The sequence below is a fragment of the Marinobacter lutaoensis genome (assembly GCF_001981305.1).
GTDB classification, from domain to species: Bacteria; Pseudomonadota; Gammaproteobacteria; order Pseudomonadales; family Oleiphilaceae; genus Marinobacter; species Marinobacter lutaoensis.
In genome coordinates, this window is record NZ_MSCW01000004.1 from 253,549 (window position 1) to 271,964 (window position 18,416).

Annotated in this window: 16 protein-coding genes; 2 read left to right on the top strand and 14 right to left on the bottom strand. The window is 49.0% G+C overall.

The annotated features are described in order from the left end of the window. Window positions 1-35: 35 nt before the first annotated feature. The 5 genes from BTO32_RS05785 to BTO32_RS05800 form a co-directional block, all read right to left on the bottom strand. Window positions 36-623: a FlhC family transcriptional regulator gene (locus BTO32_RS05785; protein ID WP_076723582.1), complete on the bottom strand. Its 588-nt coding sequence runs from the start codon at window positions 621-623 to the stop codon at window positions 36-38. Next, entirely contained in the window at window positions 620-1,243 is a 624-nt protein-coding gene (locus BTO32_RS17680; protein ID WP_068893789.1) for a flagellar transcriptional regulator FlhD, read from the bottom strand. The genes BTO32_RS05785 and BTO32_RS17680 overlap by 4 nt, the downstream gene beginning before the upstream one ends. Window positions 1,244-1,245: 2 nt before the next feature. Beyond that, a complete protein-coding gene (locus BTO32_RS17885; protein WP_172515170.1) occupies window positions 1,246-1,419 on the bottom strand; it encodes a hypothetical protein in 174 nt (57 codons plus the stop codon). A gap of 508 nt (window positions 1,420-1,927) precedes the next feature. Next, window positions 1,928-2,215 carry a hypothetical protein gene (locus BTO32_RS05795; protein ID WP_076723587.1) on the bottom strand — a complete coding sequence of 96 codons (288 nt, stop codon included), beginning with the start codon at window positions 2,213-2,215 and terminating at the stop codon, window positions 1,928-1,930. Between the two features lie 11 nt (window positions 2,216-2,226). Next, a complete protein-coding gene (locus tag BTO32_RS05800) occupies window positions 2,227-5,640 on the bottom strand; it encodes a conjugal transfer protein TraG N-terminal domain-containing protein (protein ID WP_076723589.1) in 3,414 nt (1,137 codons plus the stop codon). A 213-nt stretch (window positions 5,641-5,853) separates the two neighbouring features. Here BTO32_RS05800 and BTO32_RS05805 point away from each other — a divergent pair, with 213 nt between their 5' ends. Beyond that, window positions 5,854-6,738, top strand: coding sequence for a hypothetical protein (locus BTO32_RS05805; RefSeq protein WP_076723592.1), 885 nt, complete (start codon window positions 5,854-5,856; stop codon window positions 6,736-6,738). A gap of 273 nt (window positions 6,739-7,011) precedes the next feature. Here BTO32_RS05805 and BTO32_RS17685 read toward each other — a convergent pair whose 3' ends face one another. From BTO32_RS17685 to BTO32_RS05850, 9 genes are all read right to left on the bottom strand, one after another. After that, window positions 7,012-7,365, bottom strand: coding sequence for a hypothetical protein (locus tag BTO32_RS17685; protein ID WP_139339025.1), 354 nt, complete (start codon window positions 7,363-7,365; stop codon window positions 7,012-7,014). A 107-nt stretch (window positions 7,366-7,472) separates the two neighbouring features. Continuing rightward, window positions 7,473-7,664: a DUF7706 family protein gene (locus BTO32_RS05810; RefSeq protein ID WP_076723594.1), complete on the bottom strand. Its 192-nt coding sequence runs from the start codon at window positions 7,662-7,664 to the stop codon at window positions 7,473-7,475. A gap of 54 nt (window positions 7,665-7,718) precedes the next feature. After that, window positions 7,719-7,985 carry a hypothetical protein gene (locus BTO32_RS05815; RefSeq protein ID WP_068811900.1) on the bottom strand — a complete coding sequence of 89 codons (267 nt, stop codon included), beginning with the start codon at window positions 7,983-7,985 and terminating at the stop codon, window positions 7,719-7,721. Between the two features lie 1,170 nt (window positions 7,986-9,155). After that, window positions 9,156-10,121 (bottom strand): integrase domain-containing protein, encoded by a 966-nt coding sequence (locus tag BTO32_RS05825; protein ID WP_172515165.1) that lies wholly within the window; start codon window positions 10,119-10,121, stop codon window positions 9,156-9,158. A 1,281-nt stretch (window positions 10,122-11,402) separates the two neighbouring features. After that, on the bottom strand, window positions 11,403-12,356 hold the full coding sequence (gene corA, locus BTO32_RS05830) for a magnesium/cobalt transporter CorA (RefSeq protein WP_076723599.1): 954 nt from the start codon (window positions 12,354-12,356) through the stop codon (window positions 11,403-11,405). Then, a complete protein-coding gene (locus tag BTO32_RS05835; protein ID WP_076723601.1) occupies window positions 12,356-13,369 on the bottom strand; it encodes an FAD:protein FMN transferase in 1,014 nt (337 codons plus the stop codon). Before BTO32_RS05835 ends, corA begins: the two co-directional genes overlap by 1 nt. Next, a complete protein-coding gene (locus BTO32_RS05840) occupies window positions 13,366-14,340 on the bottom strand; it encodes a calcium/sodium antiporter (RefSeq protein WP_076723603.1) in 975 nt (324 codons plus the stop codon). The genes BTO32_RS05835 and BTO32_RS05840 overlap by 4 nt, the downstream gene beginning before the upstream one ends. Before the next feature lie 9 nt (window positions 14,341-14,349). Then, a complete protein-coding gene (locus BTO32_RS05845; protein ID WP_076723606.1) occupies window positions 14,350-15,150 on the bottom strand; it encodes an undecaprenyl-diphosphate phosphatase in 801 nt (266 codons plus the stop codon). Between the two features lie 127 nt (window positions 15,151-15,277). Beyond that, window positions 15,278-15,868: a recombinase family protein gene (locus tag BTO32_RS05850; RefSeq protein ID WP_076723608.1), complete on the bottom strand. Its 591-nt coding sequence runs from the start codon at window positions 15,866-15,868 to the stop codon at window positions 15,278-15,280. 319 nt (window positions 15,869-16,187) lie between these two features. Here BTO32_RS05850 and BTO32_RS05855 point away from each other — a divergent pair, with 319 nt between their 5' ends. Continuing rightward, complete coding sequence (locus BTO32_RS05855; RefSeq protein WP_076723611.1) at window positions 16,188-18,389, top strand: AAA family ATPase; 2,202 nt, start codon at window positions 16,188-16,190, stop codon at window positions 18,387-18,389. Window positions 18,390-18,416 lie beyond the last annotated feature (27 nt).

Consider the following 18,416-nt stretch of genomic DNA (forward strand, 5'->3'; position numbering starts at 1 on the left):
TTTTCTTTCACATGTGAAAGTTTTTCAAAGGTAGCTCAAGCTGGCTCAGCGAAGACTTCAACCGCTGGCATCGCCGCACCCTTCGCATTCTGAGGCTGAAAACAGTGCGGGCAGTGTATTCCCGTCGCCTGATTCACAGAGGTGAAAAATTCACACCCGCAGTCGCAGCAATGCTCAAACATCGCGTCCCCAGACCGCATCTCCGACGCTAAGCACCAGGCATCCGAAATTGTGAACATCTGAAATGCCTCCTTGCCCATCGGTGAGCTGACAGGGGCAATCTCCGCGATGGCTGCACGATACATCCGATATGCGCGATTCAGCGCCGCAATGCAGGTCGAGGATTCAACGGGCCTTCCACCTATCTGTCGATAAAACCCCATCAGAAGCGAAGCATGGAGTTTGGAAAGCTGATTCGTTACCAAAGAAGCACCACTTTTGATAGCGTTGGAAGCTCTGTTTTTGCTGACATCCATCCCATCGTCTTCCAGATCTCGGTAAATCCTGCGCACCTGTTTATCGGTCAACCCAGTTTCCAGAATGATTATGCGGGTTACATAACCCATTAACGCCATCTCACGTGCATGAACCCACAGGTGCAACGGATTGTTACGGGTATTCATACGTTACCTCCTACCGACAGGCACTGCTGATACTTGATGAAGAACCCCTGTCTGCGTTTCCGAAGGTCTGCTGAAGGCAACAGGCCCTCGACAACCTGTGGGTCAAATCTTAGGGTGCAGGCTGTACAGATCTCCGTCACCAACTGACGGATTTGATTGTCAGTGGCCTCGGCCACAGCCTTCGCCAGTGACTGGCTGACACCAAATGCGGTTGCGGCCATTGGAGCGTCTCGGCGGGCCAAGTTTCTAAGTGTCAGCCAGTACGTCACGTCAAACTCTCGCTCCACACCCTCCATTCCTGCGAAACCAGGTGGAATAGCACGTTCGTATTCAGCGGACAGGAAATCACATACGTCCGGTTCCGGCGTGTGTAACTGAAAGCTTAAAACTACGCCTGAACTCAACTTGGACAATTCGTGAGATGGCGTGACAGCTAAGGCCACAACCGTACTTTGTGGTAGTGAAAACTGTTCTCTGGCCACGCTCGGAGCATGGCGGCAGAGAGTTGCCAGCAGGTTCCAAAGGGTGAGATCCAACTCAAACACATTTTTGTCTGGGCGCTGCTCAGTAATCTGAGCAGCCTGGTTATCCAGATCGGACATTGAAAGTAGAGGTGACATTGTTACGCCTCCTCTGCGAATCGCTTCTTGTAAGATTTTGGCAGATACAGAGTAAGTGCAACCCCACCGGCAACAGACAGCGCAAAATAGGCTAAATCACCTGAAGTCAGCAACTGTCCAATAACAAAGTAGATGAACCCTACAAGCACAAACCAAAGACATTTTTCAGCAAACATAACTACTCCTCAATCAAAGCAAAGCATTGCAAAACATATCAATATAAATAACACGAGATCCGGGATATGCAAGGGGTTTTACTGTGTTTTTTTACAGTATCATTTTATGGTTCTATGAACAGAATATTGAGCGACTTGCATTTATAGAGATCAGGGGTAGGATTTAAATTAGGGTAATTTTCATCGGAAAATAGGCTATGAAACTATTAATCTTCGTCCTTTCAACTTTGTTCGTTAGTTACAAACTTGCTGGCATCGGCGGCTTGATATTATCGCTCGTTCCGCTCGCGTTAATTTTGAGCTTTACTGTTAGCAAAAGGAACGCACAATCAGGTTGCAACGTACATTCATCACAGCAGGACCGCTCGTCAGTTTGGGATGACAGCCAAATAGACAGGATTCCGTTCACATCGCCAGATGGTTCAGGATCGCAATTTGAAAAATGGGACGGTCAACCTTGGACAGGCCAATAGAAGAGAGCTGGATGAAACCAGCTCTCTAAGGTAGGTTATCGAGTTAACAAAATTTCAATCCCCTTTCCCGGTAATCGCCTAGTGTCATATCTCCGCCCGATTGGTAACCGAACGCTTAGAGCTGCAATCTTCATTTCGAACGCCCTTACACCTGCTTTCTTCGCCAGCTTTTCAAGCAGAGCATTAGTCAGAATGATCGAGCGCATATTTTCTCTATGAGCGTATATTCGCATCCTCATCTTCTCCCCGCAGGGTGCCATGAATTCGCCCGCTTCCGCGTGTCTAATAATCTTATCAATCACTGCCACAGCTTCTCTTTTCATGAAACGCTCCTTTACTCTCCATTCTGTACAGCCATATAGCGGCTTACTGGCATCAGATAACCCCCGGCCTGCTCGCGCCCGGCACCCGCAGAAGCCTCAATAATGTCTGCTGCTTTGTTTGCCAGATCGGCGTCACCGCCGAACTCACTTTGAAGTTGCTGCCTGTATTCAGCTTCACGCCCGTCGCTTTCGCCCAATAACGACGAAGCAAACAATTGAGCCCCTGCTTGAGATTGGAGACCGTGTTCATGAATCGCTGTCTGAACAGCCAACTCGCGGAACTCATCACCGTACTGCTCAACAAAACGCTGTGCGTGCTCCGCACCTTCCTCTGATGCACTGGCAAACGCTGCCGCAAAGAACATCCCACGCTCCCTAATGGACATGTCTTTAGCAGCTTCCGACAAATCACTTTCTCCAGTAATCCACTCTTTGGCCGCTGTGTATCCGCTGACCCCGGCACCGATAATCGAACGCCCCAGGTCTGCGGCTCCAGTCGCGATATGACCCGCTACGCCGTACTCATCCTGGATGTACTGATCGCCACGGTTTGAATCAGCGATAAACTGGTCGCGTTCTTGGGGAGTCATGGCCGCGAGGTGCTCCATCGAACCTGCAAAATCATCCGAGAAACCGCCTGCTCCAGCACTAACCCCACCAACTACTTGATCGAAGAATCGGCCAATACCCTCGGTAGTAGAGAAGATACTCGCCGAGGTAGATGGCTCGACTTCAGACGCCATAATTTGACTTCTCAGAGCACCGAGCCGCTCTCCCCGGTAGTCGTCTCTGTTTTCAGAGTCTGCCGCTTCTACGTTGCTTAGGTTTTGGTTATGACGCTGAAGCACTGCGCTCTCCCCAGGCACGCCTGCCCTTGCCTGATTTCTTTGTTCGTTCGACATGCTCTGAGGTTCTTGAAGTTCTCGCGCACCTATACCATGCGTTATCGCTGGAGAGCTTTCCAAAAGATCTTGCTGTGCATTGGAATCTCTCACGGTTGTCGCGCTGCCCGTAGCACTTGCGATGGTTTCGGCAGCAATAGCCTGTTCCGATGCTTTACCAGAGTTAAGAAGCGCATAGAGCTGACCGCCTGCGGTTGCTCTTGCTGAATCCATTCCCAACGCTTCATAAAACTGGGATTTCTCAGCCGCAAGTTGGCGTGTTTCGGGTGAAGCCATCCGCATCCCATCTCTTAGCTGTGAATGAGCTTCAGGACTGCTGGTTACTGCCTCCGCCAGGGCCCTCATATCCATTGCACTCGTCGTTCCAATGCTCGATTGAGCGCTGGCGAGACGCTGATAAGTATTTTGTGCTGTTATGGCTTGGGTCGCGGATTCAGAAAACTGCTCACGCTGCTCCTCTCCAAGAGAGTTCGTAAAGCGCTGACCACTCTGCGTATTGACCTGACGAGCTATATCCCTAGTCAAAGCTGCTGAATCGCTGTCAGTGAAACCAACATTCTTGGCAAGCCGGTCCATATCGCCTGTAAGCTGCTGACGTTGATCGGTGGAGGTAGAAGTTGCAGAACCAGAAATTCCTCCTTTGACATCGACTGGTGCTGCCTTCGCTATTGCCATTCCAGCAGGGCCAGCCAACAGGGCTCCCGCAACCTGCCCGGCATCCACATTCGCACTGGCTTGCATACCAATCGCCCCAGCAATGGCATCTGTATGGCTCTCATTCAAACCATATTGTCGAGCGTAATCCTGAGCTTGGCCGTAAATCGCCTGTGCCTGTGAAGAGTCAGATGCACGAAGGGATTGCCCAAGCCCTTGTAAACGAGCGTAGCTTTGCTCAGCAGAGGCCCCAGAGAAAACCGAATTAGAAAGCTGGGATGCAAATGACTGTGTTGCCTGGGCTGACGATGCCTGGGAGGAACTAACCGCACTACTGAGCATGTTCCCGACATTAACTTTGTCTACCATGCTCTCGGAACCGGTAAGTTGAAGCCCTCGGAAGTCATCAAATTGAGATTTCGGCATCATGTCCAACGCCGCTGAGGGCTTAATGGCGTCGGGAGTAGAAATTTTCTCGTTGATATGGTCACCGCCATTCAAACGGCCTGCGAGAGAAGTCATTGCGTAAGTGGAGCCGGTTACAACGAACAGAGTAATCACTGGAGTGGCCGCAGCCAACATGCCTCCCGTTGCAAGCCAATTAGATGTTATCTGGTATGCCTCGCTTATCCCGTGGAAAGTGGAAAACGGGTCGTTCTCTAGGGCACTCAACGCACCTGTAGCGGACATATGAATATAGAGGTTAATAATTGACAACACCGGCATCCAGAGCTGAATCCATGCGAGTGTCACCAAATACTTTCCCACCAAACCGATACCGAACCGGCCCATCAACATAAAGAATGCAGTCAGAGGTGTTACGGCATAAACGAAACCCTCGAAAAACGTCATCATCGGGCGAACGATGGTCATAAACATTGATTGTTCAGCAGCCCATTGAGTATTCCTTTGCTGGATAGCTTGGTTCAGCATAATTGCCGACGAGAAATCCCGCATATCCTGGTACTTTCCTTGGGCAGCATCTTCATATATCGGCTTAAGCACGGCTGTTAGTATGTAGTCCTGAGCATTAGATCCCGTCATACCAAGACTCGCTAATGCATCATAAAGACGATTTGACACACCGACTCCAGCAACATCACCACTAGCGTCTCTCATACCCCGCTCGATGGCTTCATGAACCAAATAGTTGCCTTTAACTTCATTAAGTGCGTTGCTAATCGCAACAAACCCATCAGAACAGGTGTAATCCTGGGGAGAGCCACCAAGGTAAAGCCGAGTTCCATATAAGTCTGATTCAAAGCGAAGTGCCTGCATTGCAGGGGCGGTAAATAAGTCTTGGATTGACGCTTGATGCAAATCAATTTTCGTTAGCGTGCATTCTCGTATGTAGTTGTGAATTGAAAGCTCGACGTTTACACCCTCTCCACCAACAGCGTTATCCATTGCTTTAAATACAACCGGGTTAACGGCAGCATCTTGAAGCTGATTTATCAAGTGAAGGGAGTCAGCAAATCGATTCTGTGTCGAACCCGGCGAAATAAATGAATACCCCTGCTCAAACAGGCTTGTAACTGAGTACCCAACATTTGAGACAACCGAACCAACCGCTGCTGGCCCCACTGGGACATTATCAACGACCCGAACTTCGCCGGAGTATGCATCTTCAATAAGGACAGTCGTGGATGGTCCAAATGCCATAGCATAGAAAATCCATGCCACCAAAATAGTGCCAATCTGTATTTCCTTGGCTCCATTCATAATCGATTGGAAAAAAACTATTAGTACACCGATAAGCAGCCCTACCGATGCCATTTGTGTGAAATCGCCGGTTCCGGTGATCATGGAAACGGCTATCAAAACCTGCTCCAAGAATGCCGAATCACCGACAGAGTGTATGGTCCACATTGGGGAATCTCCTGTTAAAAACTCCCCCTCATACTAAATACACCTATCACTAGAGCACGCACGTGTTCTTGCCCATTTTGGGCGCAAAGCCAAATTTAGGGTAAGTTTGTACCGTCAGTACAAACCATTGTTTTTTATGGATTAACCAAAGTTTTTGGGTTGCGATTTCTTAAAGTCGTGAGACACTTTTTAAAGATAACGGAGGATAAACCCATGAAACGATACATCGAGATTGCAGCTTCTGCTGCTGTAGTTCTGTCACTGGCAGGTTGTGCAACCACCGGTTCATCCGACCCCGCAACCTATGAACCGGCTAAATCCCGTGCGTACAACCTCGCTCAGGCCGGGGGTATCACTGAAGCGCGGGATACGGAGAGAAAGCACCTTTCAGAAAACGAGCTTTACAAGGTCGCTTCCAATGCCGACATCCTCATGTGGGATCGAGGAGCAAATTGGAGCGGGGGAGAAGCACTGGGAGCTAGCCTCTTGTTTGCAGCCCTGGAGCCAACGTCGAACTTCGCGAAAGACTCTTTGTTCGGCTGGATGCCTTCCAGCATGGCGACAGATGCCGCGCAGGCCCGTGCGAAGATGTCAGAAGTGACTACCTCCGCAATGAAAAAGGCACTCGGTAGCCTTGGCTATACGTATGAAGCCACGCTAGAGAACTACGACCAAAAAGCAGTGTTTGGGGGCGGAAGCGCTTTTCTGTTCAGTCAGATAACTATTATCGACCAGGATAAGGGATGCCCAGCACCAGATTCTGTCGATCACTACTCAAAGACATGCTATGTCTCCTCTCAGATCATAGAGCCAAGTCAAGGCTTTGAACCTGCGTTCCTGGGAGGTAGTCAGGCCTGGTCGTTCAAAACTGACGGCGTGAAGGCCTCATCTGTGAAACTGAATTTCCCGGAAGGGGTGACCGTGGACAGAGTGTCCATCATCGGCGCAATCAGCGAGAATCTGCCCGATTGGGCCTACATGTTTACCCCTCAAACCGATGACACTCCTCCCATGGTCGTAAACAAGGGGAAACCCTTGTACTTTGTGGAACCGATTAGTAACGATGGTAAGAATTCGGCCAACACACAAAGCGACTGATTGGAACGATGACCTTCAGAAACTTTCACATGTGAAAGTTTCTGAAGGCATCCGATAGCAAGAAAGCGAGGTTTGCAGTCATGGCAAGAACACTAGATCAGCTCCTAGAGCAGGAGAAGCCCGAAGTTGTGGCCGAGGCCAAACGAAAGGCATCAGAAATTCTCGCCACTTTGGATCAACAATCTACAAAAGAACGGGAACGTGAAGACAATTCCGTAAACGCCCCTCCTCAGAAATAGCAAAGGGCCAGACAAGCTGGCCCTTTGTTGGTGTTTAACTACAACCTTCATCTTCAATAACAATATACCGCTCGGGATCATCATAAATCTTGATCGCTTGGTAATACGTCATTGAAGTGAGATCGGCATATACGCTCGGCTCAAGTTCTGAAGCAGGCGGCCTCTGATCGTAGACATCAATTTCGAACACTCGTATTTTGTCAATACATAGCTCCACACGGAACGCCCGATCTTTTGATTTCCAATAGTAGTACCCAGACACCTCACCAAACAAAAATGGACTGTAAAGGGCAACTGGGTCTTTACCATGGACATGGATAAAGTCTTCACTTTCCGGTATTGGGAAAGGGTCTACTCCACCATTGCGATAAAAAATCTCTGAAATCATAATTACTTTCTCCTTACGATAGGTTGTTAAATAATACCAATCTAAGTGGCTCTATAAAGAAGCCGAAATTGCCCAATAAGAGCAATTTCGACCGTTTCATAGAGTGTTTACCGTGGTGCATATCCCGATTCAGCAAGACCCTTCTGCAACGCAGATAAAGCCTCTCTCATCAAATACGCCTCGTCATCGTCAACAGCATTAATCCTCACTTCTTGCCAACCAACTCGCTTTACAAGCTGCGCTAAAGCCAAAGCCTGCGCATCGGACAGCTCAGTAAGGACGGATACTGTATTATCCATAAGGACCTCCTATGAGAAGGAGGGAAGCCCCCAAGGGCTTCCCCAGGGGCTTCATTAATTCACCGCACCGTAGTGAGATTTCGCGTAAGCAAGATCGAGCGTAAAGGTAATCTCAATCCGGTCCACGACGAGATCGAATTTACGGGCGTGTTCCAGCAGATTAGACCGGAACACTGATTCGGCGTCGTCATGCGACGTTGCGTTAACCGTCTCAGCGACCAGCTCACCTTTTCCGTTGTCGTAACAGACGTCGGTGTAGTACACACGTCCGCACACATCGAACTGGTGATTCTCTGGTTGATTTTTAATTTGTCCCAGCATGTCTTTTCTCCAAGAGTAAAAAGCCGGGACTTCGCCCTACCGGGCTTAGTACCCGGCTGGGTGGTTTAGTGCTTACCGAGGACCGGCAAGTGATTTGTTGCAGTGGAGCGCAGGTCGAATGACCTCACCATCAATGATGCGGCCAGTGATGAATCCGACAGGGGGATTCTGCTCTGATTGCTCCGGTTCAATAACGTCTCCAGAAATTGGCGACGAGGTTTGACTGACGACCCGTACGGGCCGCGCTTTGAATATTGATCGAGCGATGACGTTAAGAGTGCGAGCTACCAGCGAGGCACCAAACGCAATAACGCCAACTGTGACAATCATGACCAAAACGAATGTGGAAAAGTACATATAGAGCTCCAAACAATAGTTGATTGAAAGGGGCTCATCCGTGACCGGGAAGCCCCGGTTACGGGTTTAAATGATTTATCGGGAACGCGAAAACCAATCTGAAACTGGCTCAAACTTGTCGCCCGACTTCATTATCTCGATGAAGTCATCCTCGTTGTCACATCGGGCCAAACCGAAATAGCTTTTCGTAAATCGGCCATCAAGGCACCGAAGGACCGTGAAGTGGAGATTTCCTTTTGACTCACAGTGAGCCATGACAATCCCTCTGCGTTGATACACATGGGAATCATTCAAAGGAAGCACCAAGCCGTTGACTTCGAGTTTTTTCATCTTGCACCTCAAATAGTTTTGAGGGGTCTCCCAGTACAGGGATACCCCTGTCTGGGATGATGGTTAAACTTGCTGTTTGTTTGAGGAGGCCAGCTACCTCTCTATTTCCGGCGGTTCCGGAAATTGAAGATAGGTTATCGGACAATGGCCGTGAGGCACGAAGCTACTTTTTCCCTTTTTGGGCGCAAAGAGGTTTTTTGTCTACTTGGGCCTGGGAGGTTCGCCTGGTCTGCCTAACAGCTCCCATAGAAGTCTGAAGGCATAGAAATGATCCCGTAGGGTTGTACTGCTCAGATGGCTCTGCCGCGCATAGTACCTGTGGATATGTGCTCTACCCACCTGATTAGGCTGGCTTACGCCTTGCTCATGGGCCGCAATATCTGACAGTGCAGCAATCAGCCGTTTCACCATCGCCCGTCTGGCTGTCTTGCCACCATGGCGAACATACACATGTGCTCGCTCTCTTACCCATTTTTCCATCGCTTACCCCAAATATGAGTTTGTTACGTCAATACGACCGTGTCCCAGCTCCCGCGCTATCTCAGCACGGATCTCCTGATCCAGTGTCTTGGCCTGGGCGACCGAGATCCCCAGTTCCTTGGACAGGTATTCATGATGAGCCCGACCGTGGGCCACACCAGCGCGGATAGGGCTATCGGCCCCCATAAGGACCCTGTAGCGCTCCTGAGCATAGTGGTGGCGCTCACCATGAAAGTTCACCGGCTGACGACCAATCTCCCGATATGCCTCTTGTCGAAATTCTCTGTATGTCTGGTTGCCTGGGATCATACTGCGGCCATCCTGGATGGCCGCAGCTCTCTGAAGAGCGGTTATCTGAGCATTAGAGGTAATCGGCACCATACGCTGGCGACCACCTTTGGTTCCGTCCTTGATGGCAACAACCCCTTCTTTCTCTGCCTGTTTCAGCGCCCGAGTCGCATCAAGCTTGGCCGACTCCTCGAATCGCAGGCCAAAGTTGCGCTGCACCTCCAGCAGCGCTCCCAGCCGTTCTGAGACAGCCCCTATAGCTGCCTGGTGGGCCGCTTCCGAAACGCTCCGGTCGCTCGATGCGATCCCTGAACGCTTGGGAAGCCCGCCCTCAGCGACAGGCGCTACTCTGACTTGTCGGTCGCCACGAGCAATCTCCATCACCCGGTTTACTGCCGACAGGTAGTTCTGAGCTGTGGAGGGAGAAATCTCGCCACGCTCAAACCTATCGTTCAGATGGGCCGCATAGGCCACCAGATGGGCCTTCTCGATGTCTCGCATGTCCTTTATGCCCTGTTCGGTCTTGATCCAGGATGAAAAAACGCTCCAACGATCATGGATCGTTGCAATTGAAGCAAAGCTTCTCATCCCCTCTTTGAGCGCGTTGAGACCCGCCCGCGTCATATCACGGCTCTTAAGGCCATAGTTTCTGGCATCCGGATTGGATCGTTCTGAGCGCATAGTGCTATTCCTTCTTGTTCTGGTTCTGGCCTGCCCGAAAATCGTTGGTAAGTGATAAACGCGATTTTTTTAATCAGCTTCGCGTGCTGAGGCCAAATCAGGGTTCTTGCCCTGGCAAAGGGTGGATAAACCGAGCACCCACGGTCATTTACATACGATCAACACTGCTATGGAGCGGGCTGCTCTCGCCACTGGCTGGTCTGTTCCGTTGGAACAAACTGCCAGCAGCTCCGGCTGGTGAAGTCGCTTTTCTTGGAAAGTTAGCGCGTAGCGCTCGCCGCCTTGCGCGGCTGTGTTCGCGCACATTCGTGCGCGGGGCGAAAGCCTTGAGCCATTGAGGCACAAGGCTTTCGGCGGGGTTTGCTACCCCGTCTCTGTTTTCGCCGTTGGCGACAGAGACGGGGAGGGGCATGGTGCAAGCTCGGCATACGCCAGGCTCACATGGTTGAGGCAGAGGTGGTCCTCTGGAATTTGGCTGCTCATGATCGAGTGCCAGGTACGCCACAAATTCAAGAGAACAGCAGCGAGGAGGGGCATTTGCCAACAGCAAGCAGCGGCAACGATGACGATATAGCGTCAGGGGTTCACGAATGGGGATGAATTTCATCAGGGATACCTCCGAAGGGTTACAGACGGAGGAATGCCCACGGGGGACAGTCCCCCAGAGGGTTGGTTAGATAAAGGCAAGCGCCTTGTTTACATAAACTGCTGTTTTTCGGCCAGCTACCATTTACGCCATTAATATTAATAGGTTTTTTGGCTCGGTCAAGCCCCAAAAGTAGGTCTCGTAAAAGGCTGTTGTGAGACCCATATCCCGTCATTCCTACACTGCCCACCATTCAAACGGTGCTTGAGTCTCTTAAAGTCGCTTTTCGAGACCTTTCAGGTAAGAATTAGCACCCTTCTGGACTATGAATTACTCCAAAGGGACTCAAAAAGTTGGGTTGAGGGGATACTTAAGAGGAACGTCCCCGTCAGCTACTGTAACGGGGGAGAGGTTGAAATTCATTCGTTTTTTATTTTGATAGCAGGCTACATTCAGCGATTTCGACGGAAGAACTTGGTTGCGCAACTTTCTAACCGGTCTGCATTCACATAGAGCAAAGCACAAAGAGAAAGAATAAAGCCTATAAACCCGAATGCGGTATACATTGTTAATGAAAAATCAATCATTGGTTTCTCCCTAATGTTACTAATAACACAGTATCAGAAAAAAAGATTGGCATATTCTCCGAGCAAAAAATAATCGTTAAATAAGTTCAATGAACTGTTAGATTTATTTCATAACCACCCTTTACGTTTAAAATACCAGTAAGGTGCGATACCGGAGATGATCATCAGCCCTATTGCCCAAGGGTAACCGAGTAGCCACTTCAACTCGGGCATGTAGTCAAAGTTCATCCCATAGATACTCGCAACAAGCGTAGGCGGCAGGAATACCACGGCAGCAATCGAGAAAATTTTAATGATCTGGTTTTGTTCGATATTGATAAAGCCCTGAGTCGAGTCCATCAGAAAGTTGATTTTATCGAACAGAAAAGTGGTATGAGACATAAGAGTCTCAATATCACGCATGATCTCACGCAGGCTCTCCGACTGCTCCGACTGGGTTTTTAGATGACGCAGCAAAAACGAAATATCCCGCTGGGTATCCATCAAGCAGAGGCGGATTTTTCCGTTGCTGTCTTCCAGGCGGGCCAGTTTGCCGATGGCGTCTTCCAGCTCCGACTCTTCATCCTCCAGAACCATATAGCTGACCTTTTCCAGTTGGCGATGCAGGTCTTCCAGGGTATCGGCATGGTTCTCCACTTTCTGCTCCATCAGTGTGACCAACAGGTCTTGTGGAGACTGCACTTCCACTTGTCCACGGTGCGCTCTCATACGCAGTAGCCTAAAGTCGGCCAAATCTCCTTCACGAATAGTGATCAAGCAATTTTTTTGCAGGATACAGGCAACGGATACGGTCGTATGGCGGCCCTCGCTTTGAGCGAGAAACAGTGAGTGGACGTGTATTCCGGCCTGGTCCACGAAGCAACGGGCCGAGGCTTCGATTTCCTCCACTTCATCCGATTCGGGCAACTCGGTGCGCAGCATGTGTTGCAAGAGCGCACGTTCGTCTTCATTCGGCTCGTGGGCATCGATCCATCCGGCATTTGTCAGATGGCTACCCAAATCCTCAGGGGGACATTTAATCTCTTGGATCAAGCCACTTTCAATCTTAAACAGTCTCAGCATCAGTGAACCTCTATGGTTTTCATTGAGTGCCAGCGATGAGTCGCGGCCTCTTCGAACTGGTTATTGTGTGTGGTAATGAATAAGGCAGCGATGCCATTCTCATCCGCTGTCGTCATACCGGCTTCCCGGCCTAGGCAAAGAAGGGCCGTGGACCATGCATCCGCCAGGGTTGGATTGTCGTTGATGACAGTGACCGAGACCGTGTGGTGGGTGACTGGCCTACCCGTGCGGGCATCCAGGACGTGGCTGTAGCGCTTACCCTGCTCATCAAAGTAATGGCGATAGGTGCCCGACGTCATAACGGAAACCGGAGCATCCTGGCGGATGGTAAGGGCTTTTTGCACCGAACGGCCACCTGGCAAGGGCCTCTCGACGCCAATACGCCAAGGGGAACCGTCTGGTTTATGCCCACGGGTTTGCAATTCTCCGCCAATCTCCACCAGATAGTTTTGTACTCCGGCGGCTTCGACTACGGTGGCGATCCGGGCAACGCTGTAGCCCTGGGCAATGGAGGAAAGATCTACATGAACCTGCGGGTCAGTTTTTCGCAACTGGGTGGGTGTCGGGGTTTCCAGTTTGCTGAAACCGACGTGTTGGAGCTGCTGTACCAAAGTGGCCGGCTCTGGTGGAGTCAGGGTTTGCCCCGAGAATCCCCAAAGATCAAACAATGGTTTGATGGTCAGGTCATAGCATCCCCGGCTGGCTTGACTGATTTCCCTGGCTGCCTCCACAAGTCCGACAATCTCTGAACCCACTTCAATCGGAGCGATTGTCTTTTTGGCATTAAATCGCTCAATGTCGGAATCTGTTCGGTAGTTGGACAAGGCCCGATCTAGGCGGTCGAACTCCGCCTGAATACGGGTTTGTAACGTAGCAACATCCACCCCACCAGGCTGCCACACCGTGACATGCCAAGTCGTACCTTGAGCGGAACCAGACAGCGTCTGAACCCTGTCCTGTTGACTACATGCTGCCAGGCTGATGACAAAAAGAATAAAAACGACCGGCCTCATGCTGCCACCACCGTTGTGACCAACCAAGTGTTGTAGGCGGCAAAGACTATCAATAACAGCGTACCTTCAATTCGATTAATCCGCCCCTCGCCGCGAAAGCCATAGGCCATCACAAACAGTACGACGGTCAGTGCCAACATCACTGGCCAGTCGCGGGTCATGACATCGGGAGACAGTACGGGCATGGGCGCAATGAGACCCGCGATGCCCACTACTGCCAACAGGTTGAACATGTTGGAGCCCACCACGTTGCCAATGGCAATGTCATGTTCGCCCTTTCTGGCCGCCATCACCGAGGCCGCCAACTCCGGCAATGAGGTGCCCAGCGCAACAATGGTCAGACCGATAATCAGATCGCTGACATCCAGCGCCTGAGCAATGCTAACAGCCCCCCATACCAGAATGCGGGAGCTAGCCACCAGTAGCACCAGCCCTGCAACCAGCCAGAAAATCGCTTTGCCCAAGGTCATGGGATGGGCGGATAACTCCTGCTCGGTTTCGGTCTCCAGGGAATCCCCCCTGCCACGACGAGCGGTAAAGATAGTCCAGCCGACGAGCCCGAAAAAACCAACCAGCAACAACAAGGCTTCGGGACGATCAAGAGAGCCGTTCCAGAACAAAGCGCCGGACAGCAGCCCGATGGCGAAGAGCAGTGGCAGTTCCCGGCGCACAATCTTCGAATGCACGGCGATAGGAGCGACCAACGCCGTAACACCCAGAATCAGTCCGGTATTGACGATATTGGAGCCGAGCGCATTGCCCAGCGCCAGGTCCGGATTGCCATCCAGTGCCGCCATGGCAGACACCACCATCTCCGGAGCAGACGTACCAAAGCCCACGATCACCATCCCAATCAGCAAAGAAGGCATGCCAGCGTGTCGGGCGGTGGCTGCCGCGCCTTCGACAAAACGATCTGCGCTCCACACCAATAAAACAAAACCTCCCAGGATGGCGAGTAAAGCCCAGGTCATAATCACTCCTCAGTTCATCAACAACACATAAATGACAGCGGCCAAGGCCATTCGATAGAGCACATAGGGCCACATACCGAACCGGTTGAGCCATTTCAGAAAAAAATGGATGGCAGTCAGCGCCATGATGAAGGAGGTGAGGCCCCCAATCACGAATCCGCTCCAGTCCACGACAACATCACCGGTGGCCACTTCCATCAGTTTGGCGGAGGCCGCCAGCGCCGTGATGGGGATGGCCAGCAGGAAAGAAAAGCGGGCCGCCGACTCCCGGCTGAGACCGAGCATCAGCCCGGCGGTGATGGTTATGCCTGAGCGAGAGGTGCCGGGAATCAGTGAGAGCGCCTGAGCTGTACCGACTAACAGGGCATCCCGCCAGGTCAGTGTGGTGATAGTCCGGCGCTGGCTGGGGCGCCAATCCGCCCAGCCCAATAGCAGGCCAAAAATCAGCGTAGTAAAGAAAATGATCTCGACAGAACGCAGTTGGGTGTCAATAAGATCCAGTAAGAGCAAACCGGCCAATGCAGCAGGAACTGTACCGATGACCAGATAGCAGGCCATCAGGCCCTGTCCGATGAAGCGCTGCTGTAATAGCGATGCAACGCCATCTTTGGTCAGATTTGTCACATCACGGCGGAAGTACAACACGACGGCCAGTAAGGTGCCCACATGCACAGCTAGGTCAAAAGCCACGCCTTGGTCGGTCCAGCCAACCAGCACTGGGGTCAGAATCAGATGAGCGGAGCTAGAAATTGGTAAAAATTCCGTGATGCCCTGAATAATCCCTAGCCAAAAAGCTTGAAAAAAATCCATCAAATCTCCTGGACTAACGATGATGACTTAGATGGAATCCTATGATTGATCACGGCATCGTGTAACGAAGAAAAACGTTCTTTCGGTTTAATTCTCGATTCGACTGAGCTTTTATAATCAGACACATTCATTCTTTCTCTTTTACCCTCTCTCGGTTAGGTTTAACTACTCCAACCCTGTTATAAATAGTTGTTCTGGAAACGCCAAATCGTTTGGCAATATCAGAGACGGGAATATTCGGGTCCTTGAGTAGAGCCTTAATCTCTTTAATATCTTTTTGTTTCAATTTTTGTTTTCGTCCACCTGAACGGCCACGCGCTCGAGCAGCCTTCAGCCCTGCTTGTGTTCTCTCGCTGATTAGATTCCTCTCAAATTCGGCAAGTGCAGCAAATACATGAAAAACCAGCTTTCCAGAGGCACTTGTCGTTTCGATCTTTTCTTGAAGACTCTCAAATCCGATTTTCTGTTCTTCCAGGGTCGTCACGAGTTTGACCAAATCACCTAAGCTTCGTCCCAGACGGTCCAGCCTCCAAACTACCAACGTGTCGCCTGAACGCAGAGCTTTCAGGCAAGCCTCAAGCTCCGGCCTTTCAGTGTTCTTCCCACTGGCTTTGTCTTCATAGATGACCTGGCAGCCCGCTTTCTCCATAGCATCCCTTTGGAGGTGCAGGTTTTGATCATCCGTTGAAACGCGGGCATAGCCAATACGTTGATTCATTTACAATAAATAAACATAGAAAAATGTACAATTAATTTAACACATTGAATGCCGAGAAGCCATGCGAAAGGGCGCCTTCCCAAGGTGTTCAAAAAACGGTGGTTTTATGGACATAGACAGTATTAATTGATAAGTATCATATTCATAGATATTGCAAATCGAGCTGGTCGCCAGAAAGCAGACTCTCCTGTACTTGCTGCAAGCTCCTAGCTAAGGCAGACTAAGTTATTAAATTAGTAAAAATTTAAGGTAATCCTCTCAGCTCATTACATAGAAAGAGGATTCGCCAAAGCGAATTGTAGGTTCAGGGGAACGGGTTATGGAAAAGCTATCTATTGAGTTGAAAAATTGCTTTGGTATATCGGATTTTAATGAGACGTTCAGCTTTGAAAAATCAAACGCACACTTAATATATGCTCCTAATGGGGTAATGAAAACTTCTTTAGCTAAAACATTTGATTGCCTTAGTGTGGACGGCGGAAAGCCAAAGGAAGTTCTCTATAATCTTGAGCCTGAATGGAGCATCAAGATCGATGACCAAGAAATACTGCCAGATGAGATATTGGTAGTTAAGCCCTTTGATGCAGAGTTTGACTCAGACAATTTATCTACATTGCTTGTTAATAGCGAGCAAAAAGCCACTTATGATTCCATCTATAAAGAAATATTAAGCGCACGAAATCAACTCTCAAAAGGATTGAACAAGTTATCAAAAGTCCCCCAAGACAAAGTAGAACAGCAATTAATTGACGATTTCGAAGTTGATAATATTTTTGAAGCGATTGAAGCCGTCCAAAATTTTGATCAAGGAAACTCAGAACTTTCAAAAATTCCATATTCAAAGATATTCGACCCGAAAGTTATTGAGTTGCTAAATGATGAATCTATTCGCGATAATATAGATGAATACAGCACTCGTTATAATGAACTCGTCGATAAATCTCCTTTATTTTCTAGGGGTAAATTCAACCCAATAAATGCCGCGTCAGTTTCGAAGTCTCTTAAGAAAGAGAAGTTCTTCAATGCCGAGCATAAACTTTTGATGAAGGGGAATGATGAACCTATATGTGATCAGAAGAGTCTCGATGAGCTGCTAAAAAAAGAAAGTGAGTCTATTCTTGGCGACGGTCAACTACAAACCATATCAAATAAAATAATTTCTGGCGTCGCACCAGTTAAAGCATTTCAAGAGATCATTGAGAGTAGCCCATCAGTAACCGCGTATTTAGGAGACCTAGCGCACCTTAAGAAATTGCTCTGGTCGTCTTATTATGCGACTGACAAGTCAGGATTTGACAGCTTACTTAGCTTATTCCAAAGCAAAAAATCAGAGCTTGCAGAAATAGAAAGGCAGGCAAGCTTAGAAAACACATTGTGGCACGAATCAAAAGAAGTTTTTAAAAGGCGCTTTTACGTTCCCTTTGGAGTCGATATTGAAGATCATAAAAATGTAATTCTAGGAACATCAGCACCAAACATGGTTTTCACCTTTCCAAGGGAAAATGGTGAACCGGTTAGATTCGACAGAGGTCAACTAGATTCTCTTGATTGTCTCTCACTAGGTGAGCGGAGAGCTATGTACTTGCTTTATGTGATTTTCGAGTTCAAAGCAAGATTAAAATCAGGTCAAAGGTCAGTAATCATTATTGATGATATTGCAGATTCGTTTGATTATAAAAATAAGTATGCGATTGTCGAGTATCTGAGGGAGATGGCCGGAGAAGACCTGTTTAGATTAATTATACTGACGCATAACTTTGATTTTTACAGGACAGTTCAAGGACGAGTCCTCGATACAGCTCAATGGGATAACTCTTTCATAGCTCAAAAGAGCGAGGGGAAAATTTTACTTCTTAAAGGGGGAAGTAAGGATGTATCCAGCCCATTTGATCTCTGGAAAAAGAGTTACGATTCAAATGCCGAAATGTTCATTTCAATGATACCCTTTGTAAGAAATCTTATCGAGTACCGAGATGGATTTTCACCAGATTACAAAAAGCTAACATCAATGCTTCATATTAAAGACAATGATGATGAGCCTGATTATAAAACACGATCACTAAAAGTAGAGGATTTAGAAAATATCATTGCCAAAGTCGTACAAGGAAGAGATGTTGGCCAAAACTTCGATAAAGATGAGCCGGTCCTAGATCTTATTTACAGAACTGCTGACGATTTAGCAAACGCTCCAATTCCTACAGACACAATAGCTTTAGAGCGTAAAATAGCGCTTTCCATAGCTATACGCCTAAAAGCAGAGGAGTTTATGTGGAATCATGTGAACGATAAAACTCCCATCAAGGGTTCACAAACCGGGCGGTTGTTCAATAGAATTGTGAACGAACAGTCAGGCAACGGTGATTTTGAGCAAGTAGAGAGGGTGCTATCTCAGGTAACATTAATGACACCTGAAAATATTCACCTTAATTCGTTTATGTACGAGCCCCTAATTGATTTAGCCATGGACCATCTAATTACCCTATTCAGAGATATTAAAGCGCTCACGTTCCCTGGTGCATAAGGCTGGGTACTGTGAGTCCTGGATCTT

Excerpts from the sequence above, each read along its gene's own strand:
- BTO32_RS05785 (WP_076723582.1), bottom strand. The coding sequence starts at position 623 with ATGAATACCCGTAACAATCCGTTGCACCTGTGGGTTCATGCACGTGAG.
- BTO32_RS17680 (WP_068893789.1), bottom strand. The coding sequence starts at position 1,243 with ATGTCACCTCTACTTTCAATGTCCGATCTGGATAACCAGGCTGCTCAG.
- BTO32_RS17885 (WP_172515170.1), bottom strand. The coding sequence starts at position 1,419 with ATGTTTGCTGAAAAATGTCTTTGGTTTGTGCTTGTAGGGTTCATCTAC.
- BTO32_RS05795 (WP_076723587.1), bottom strand. The coding sequence starts at position 2,215 with ATGAAAAGAGAAGCTGTGGCAGTGATTGATAAGATTATTAGACACGCG.
- BTO32_RS05800 (WP_076723589.1), bottom strand. The coding sequence starts at position 5,640 with ATGTGGACCATACACTCTGTCGGTGATTCGGCATTCTTGGAGCAGGTT.
- BTO32_RS05805 (WP_076723592.1), top strand. The coding sequence starts at position 5,854 with ATGAAACGATACATCGAGATTGCAGCTTCTGCTGCTGTAGTTCTGTCA.
- BTO32_RS17685 (WP_139339025.1), bottom strand. The coding sequence starts at position 7,365 with ATGATTTCAGAGATTTTTTATCGCAATGGTGGAGTAGACCCTTTCCCA.
- BTO32_RS05810 (WP_076723594.1), bottom strand. The coding sequence starts at position 7,664 with ATGGATAATACAGTATCCGTCCTTACTGAGCTGTCCGATGCGCAGGCT.
- BTO32_RS05815 (WP_068811900.1), bottom strand. The coding sequence starts at position 7,985 with ATGCTGGGACAAATTAAAAATCAACCAGAGAATCACCAGTTCGATGTG.
- BTO32_RS05825 (WP_172515165.1), bottom strand. The coding sequence starts at position 10,121 with ATGCGCTCAGAACGATCCAATCCGGATGCCAGAAACTATGGCCTTAAG.
- corA (WP_076723599.1), bottom strand. The coding sequence starts at position 12,356 with ATGCTGAGACTGTTTAAGATTGAAAGTGGCTTGATCCAAGAGATTAAA.
- BTO32_RS05835 (WP_076723601.1), bottom strand. The coding sequence starts at position 13,369 with ATGAGGCCGGTCGTTTTTATTCTTTTTGTCATCAGCCTGGCAGCATGT.
- BTO32_RS05840 (WP_076723603.1), bottom strand. The coding sequence starts at position 14,340 with ATGACCTGGGCTTTACTCGCCATCCTGGGAGGTTTTGTTTTATTGGTG.
- BTO32_RS05845 (WP_076723606.1), bottom strand. The coding sequence starts at position 15,150 with ATGGATTTTTTTCAAGCTTTTTGGCTAGGGATTATTCAGGGCATCACG.
- BTO32_RS05850 (WP_076723608.1), bottom strand. The coding sequence starts at position 15,868 with ATGAATCAACGTATTGGCTATGCCCGCGTTTCAACGGATGATCAAAAC.
- BTO32_RS05855 (WP_076723611.1), top strand. The coding sequence starts at position 16,188 with ATGGAAAAGCTATCTATTGAGTTGAAAAATTGCTTTGGTATATCGGAT.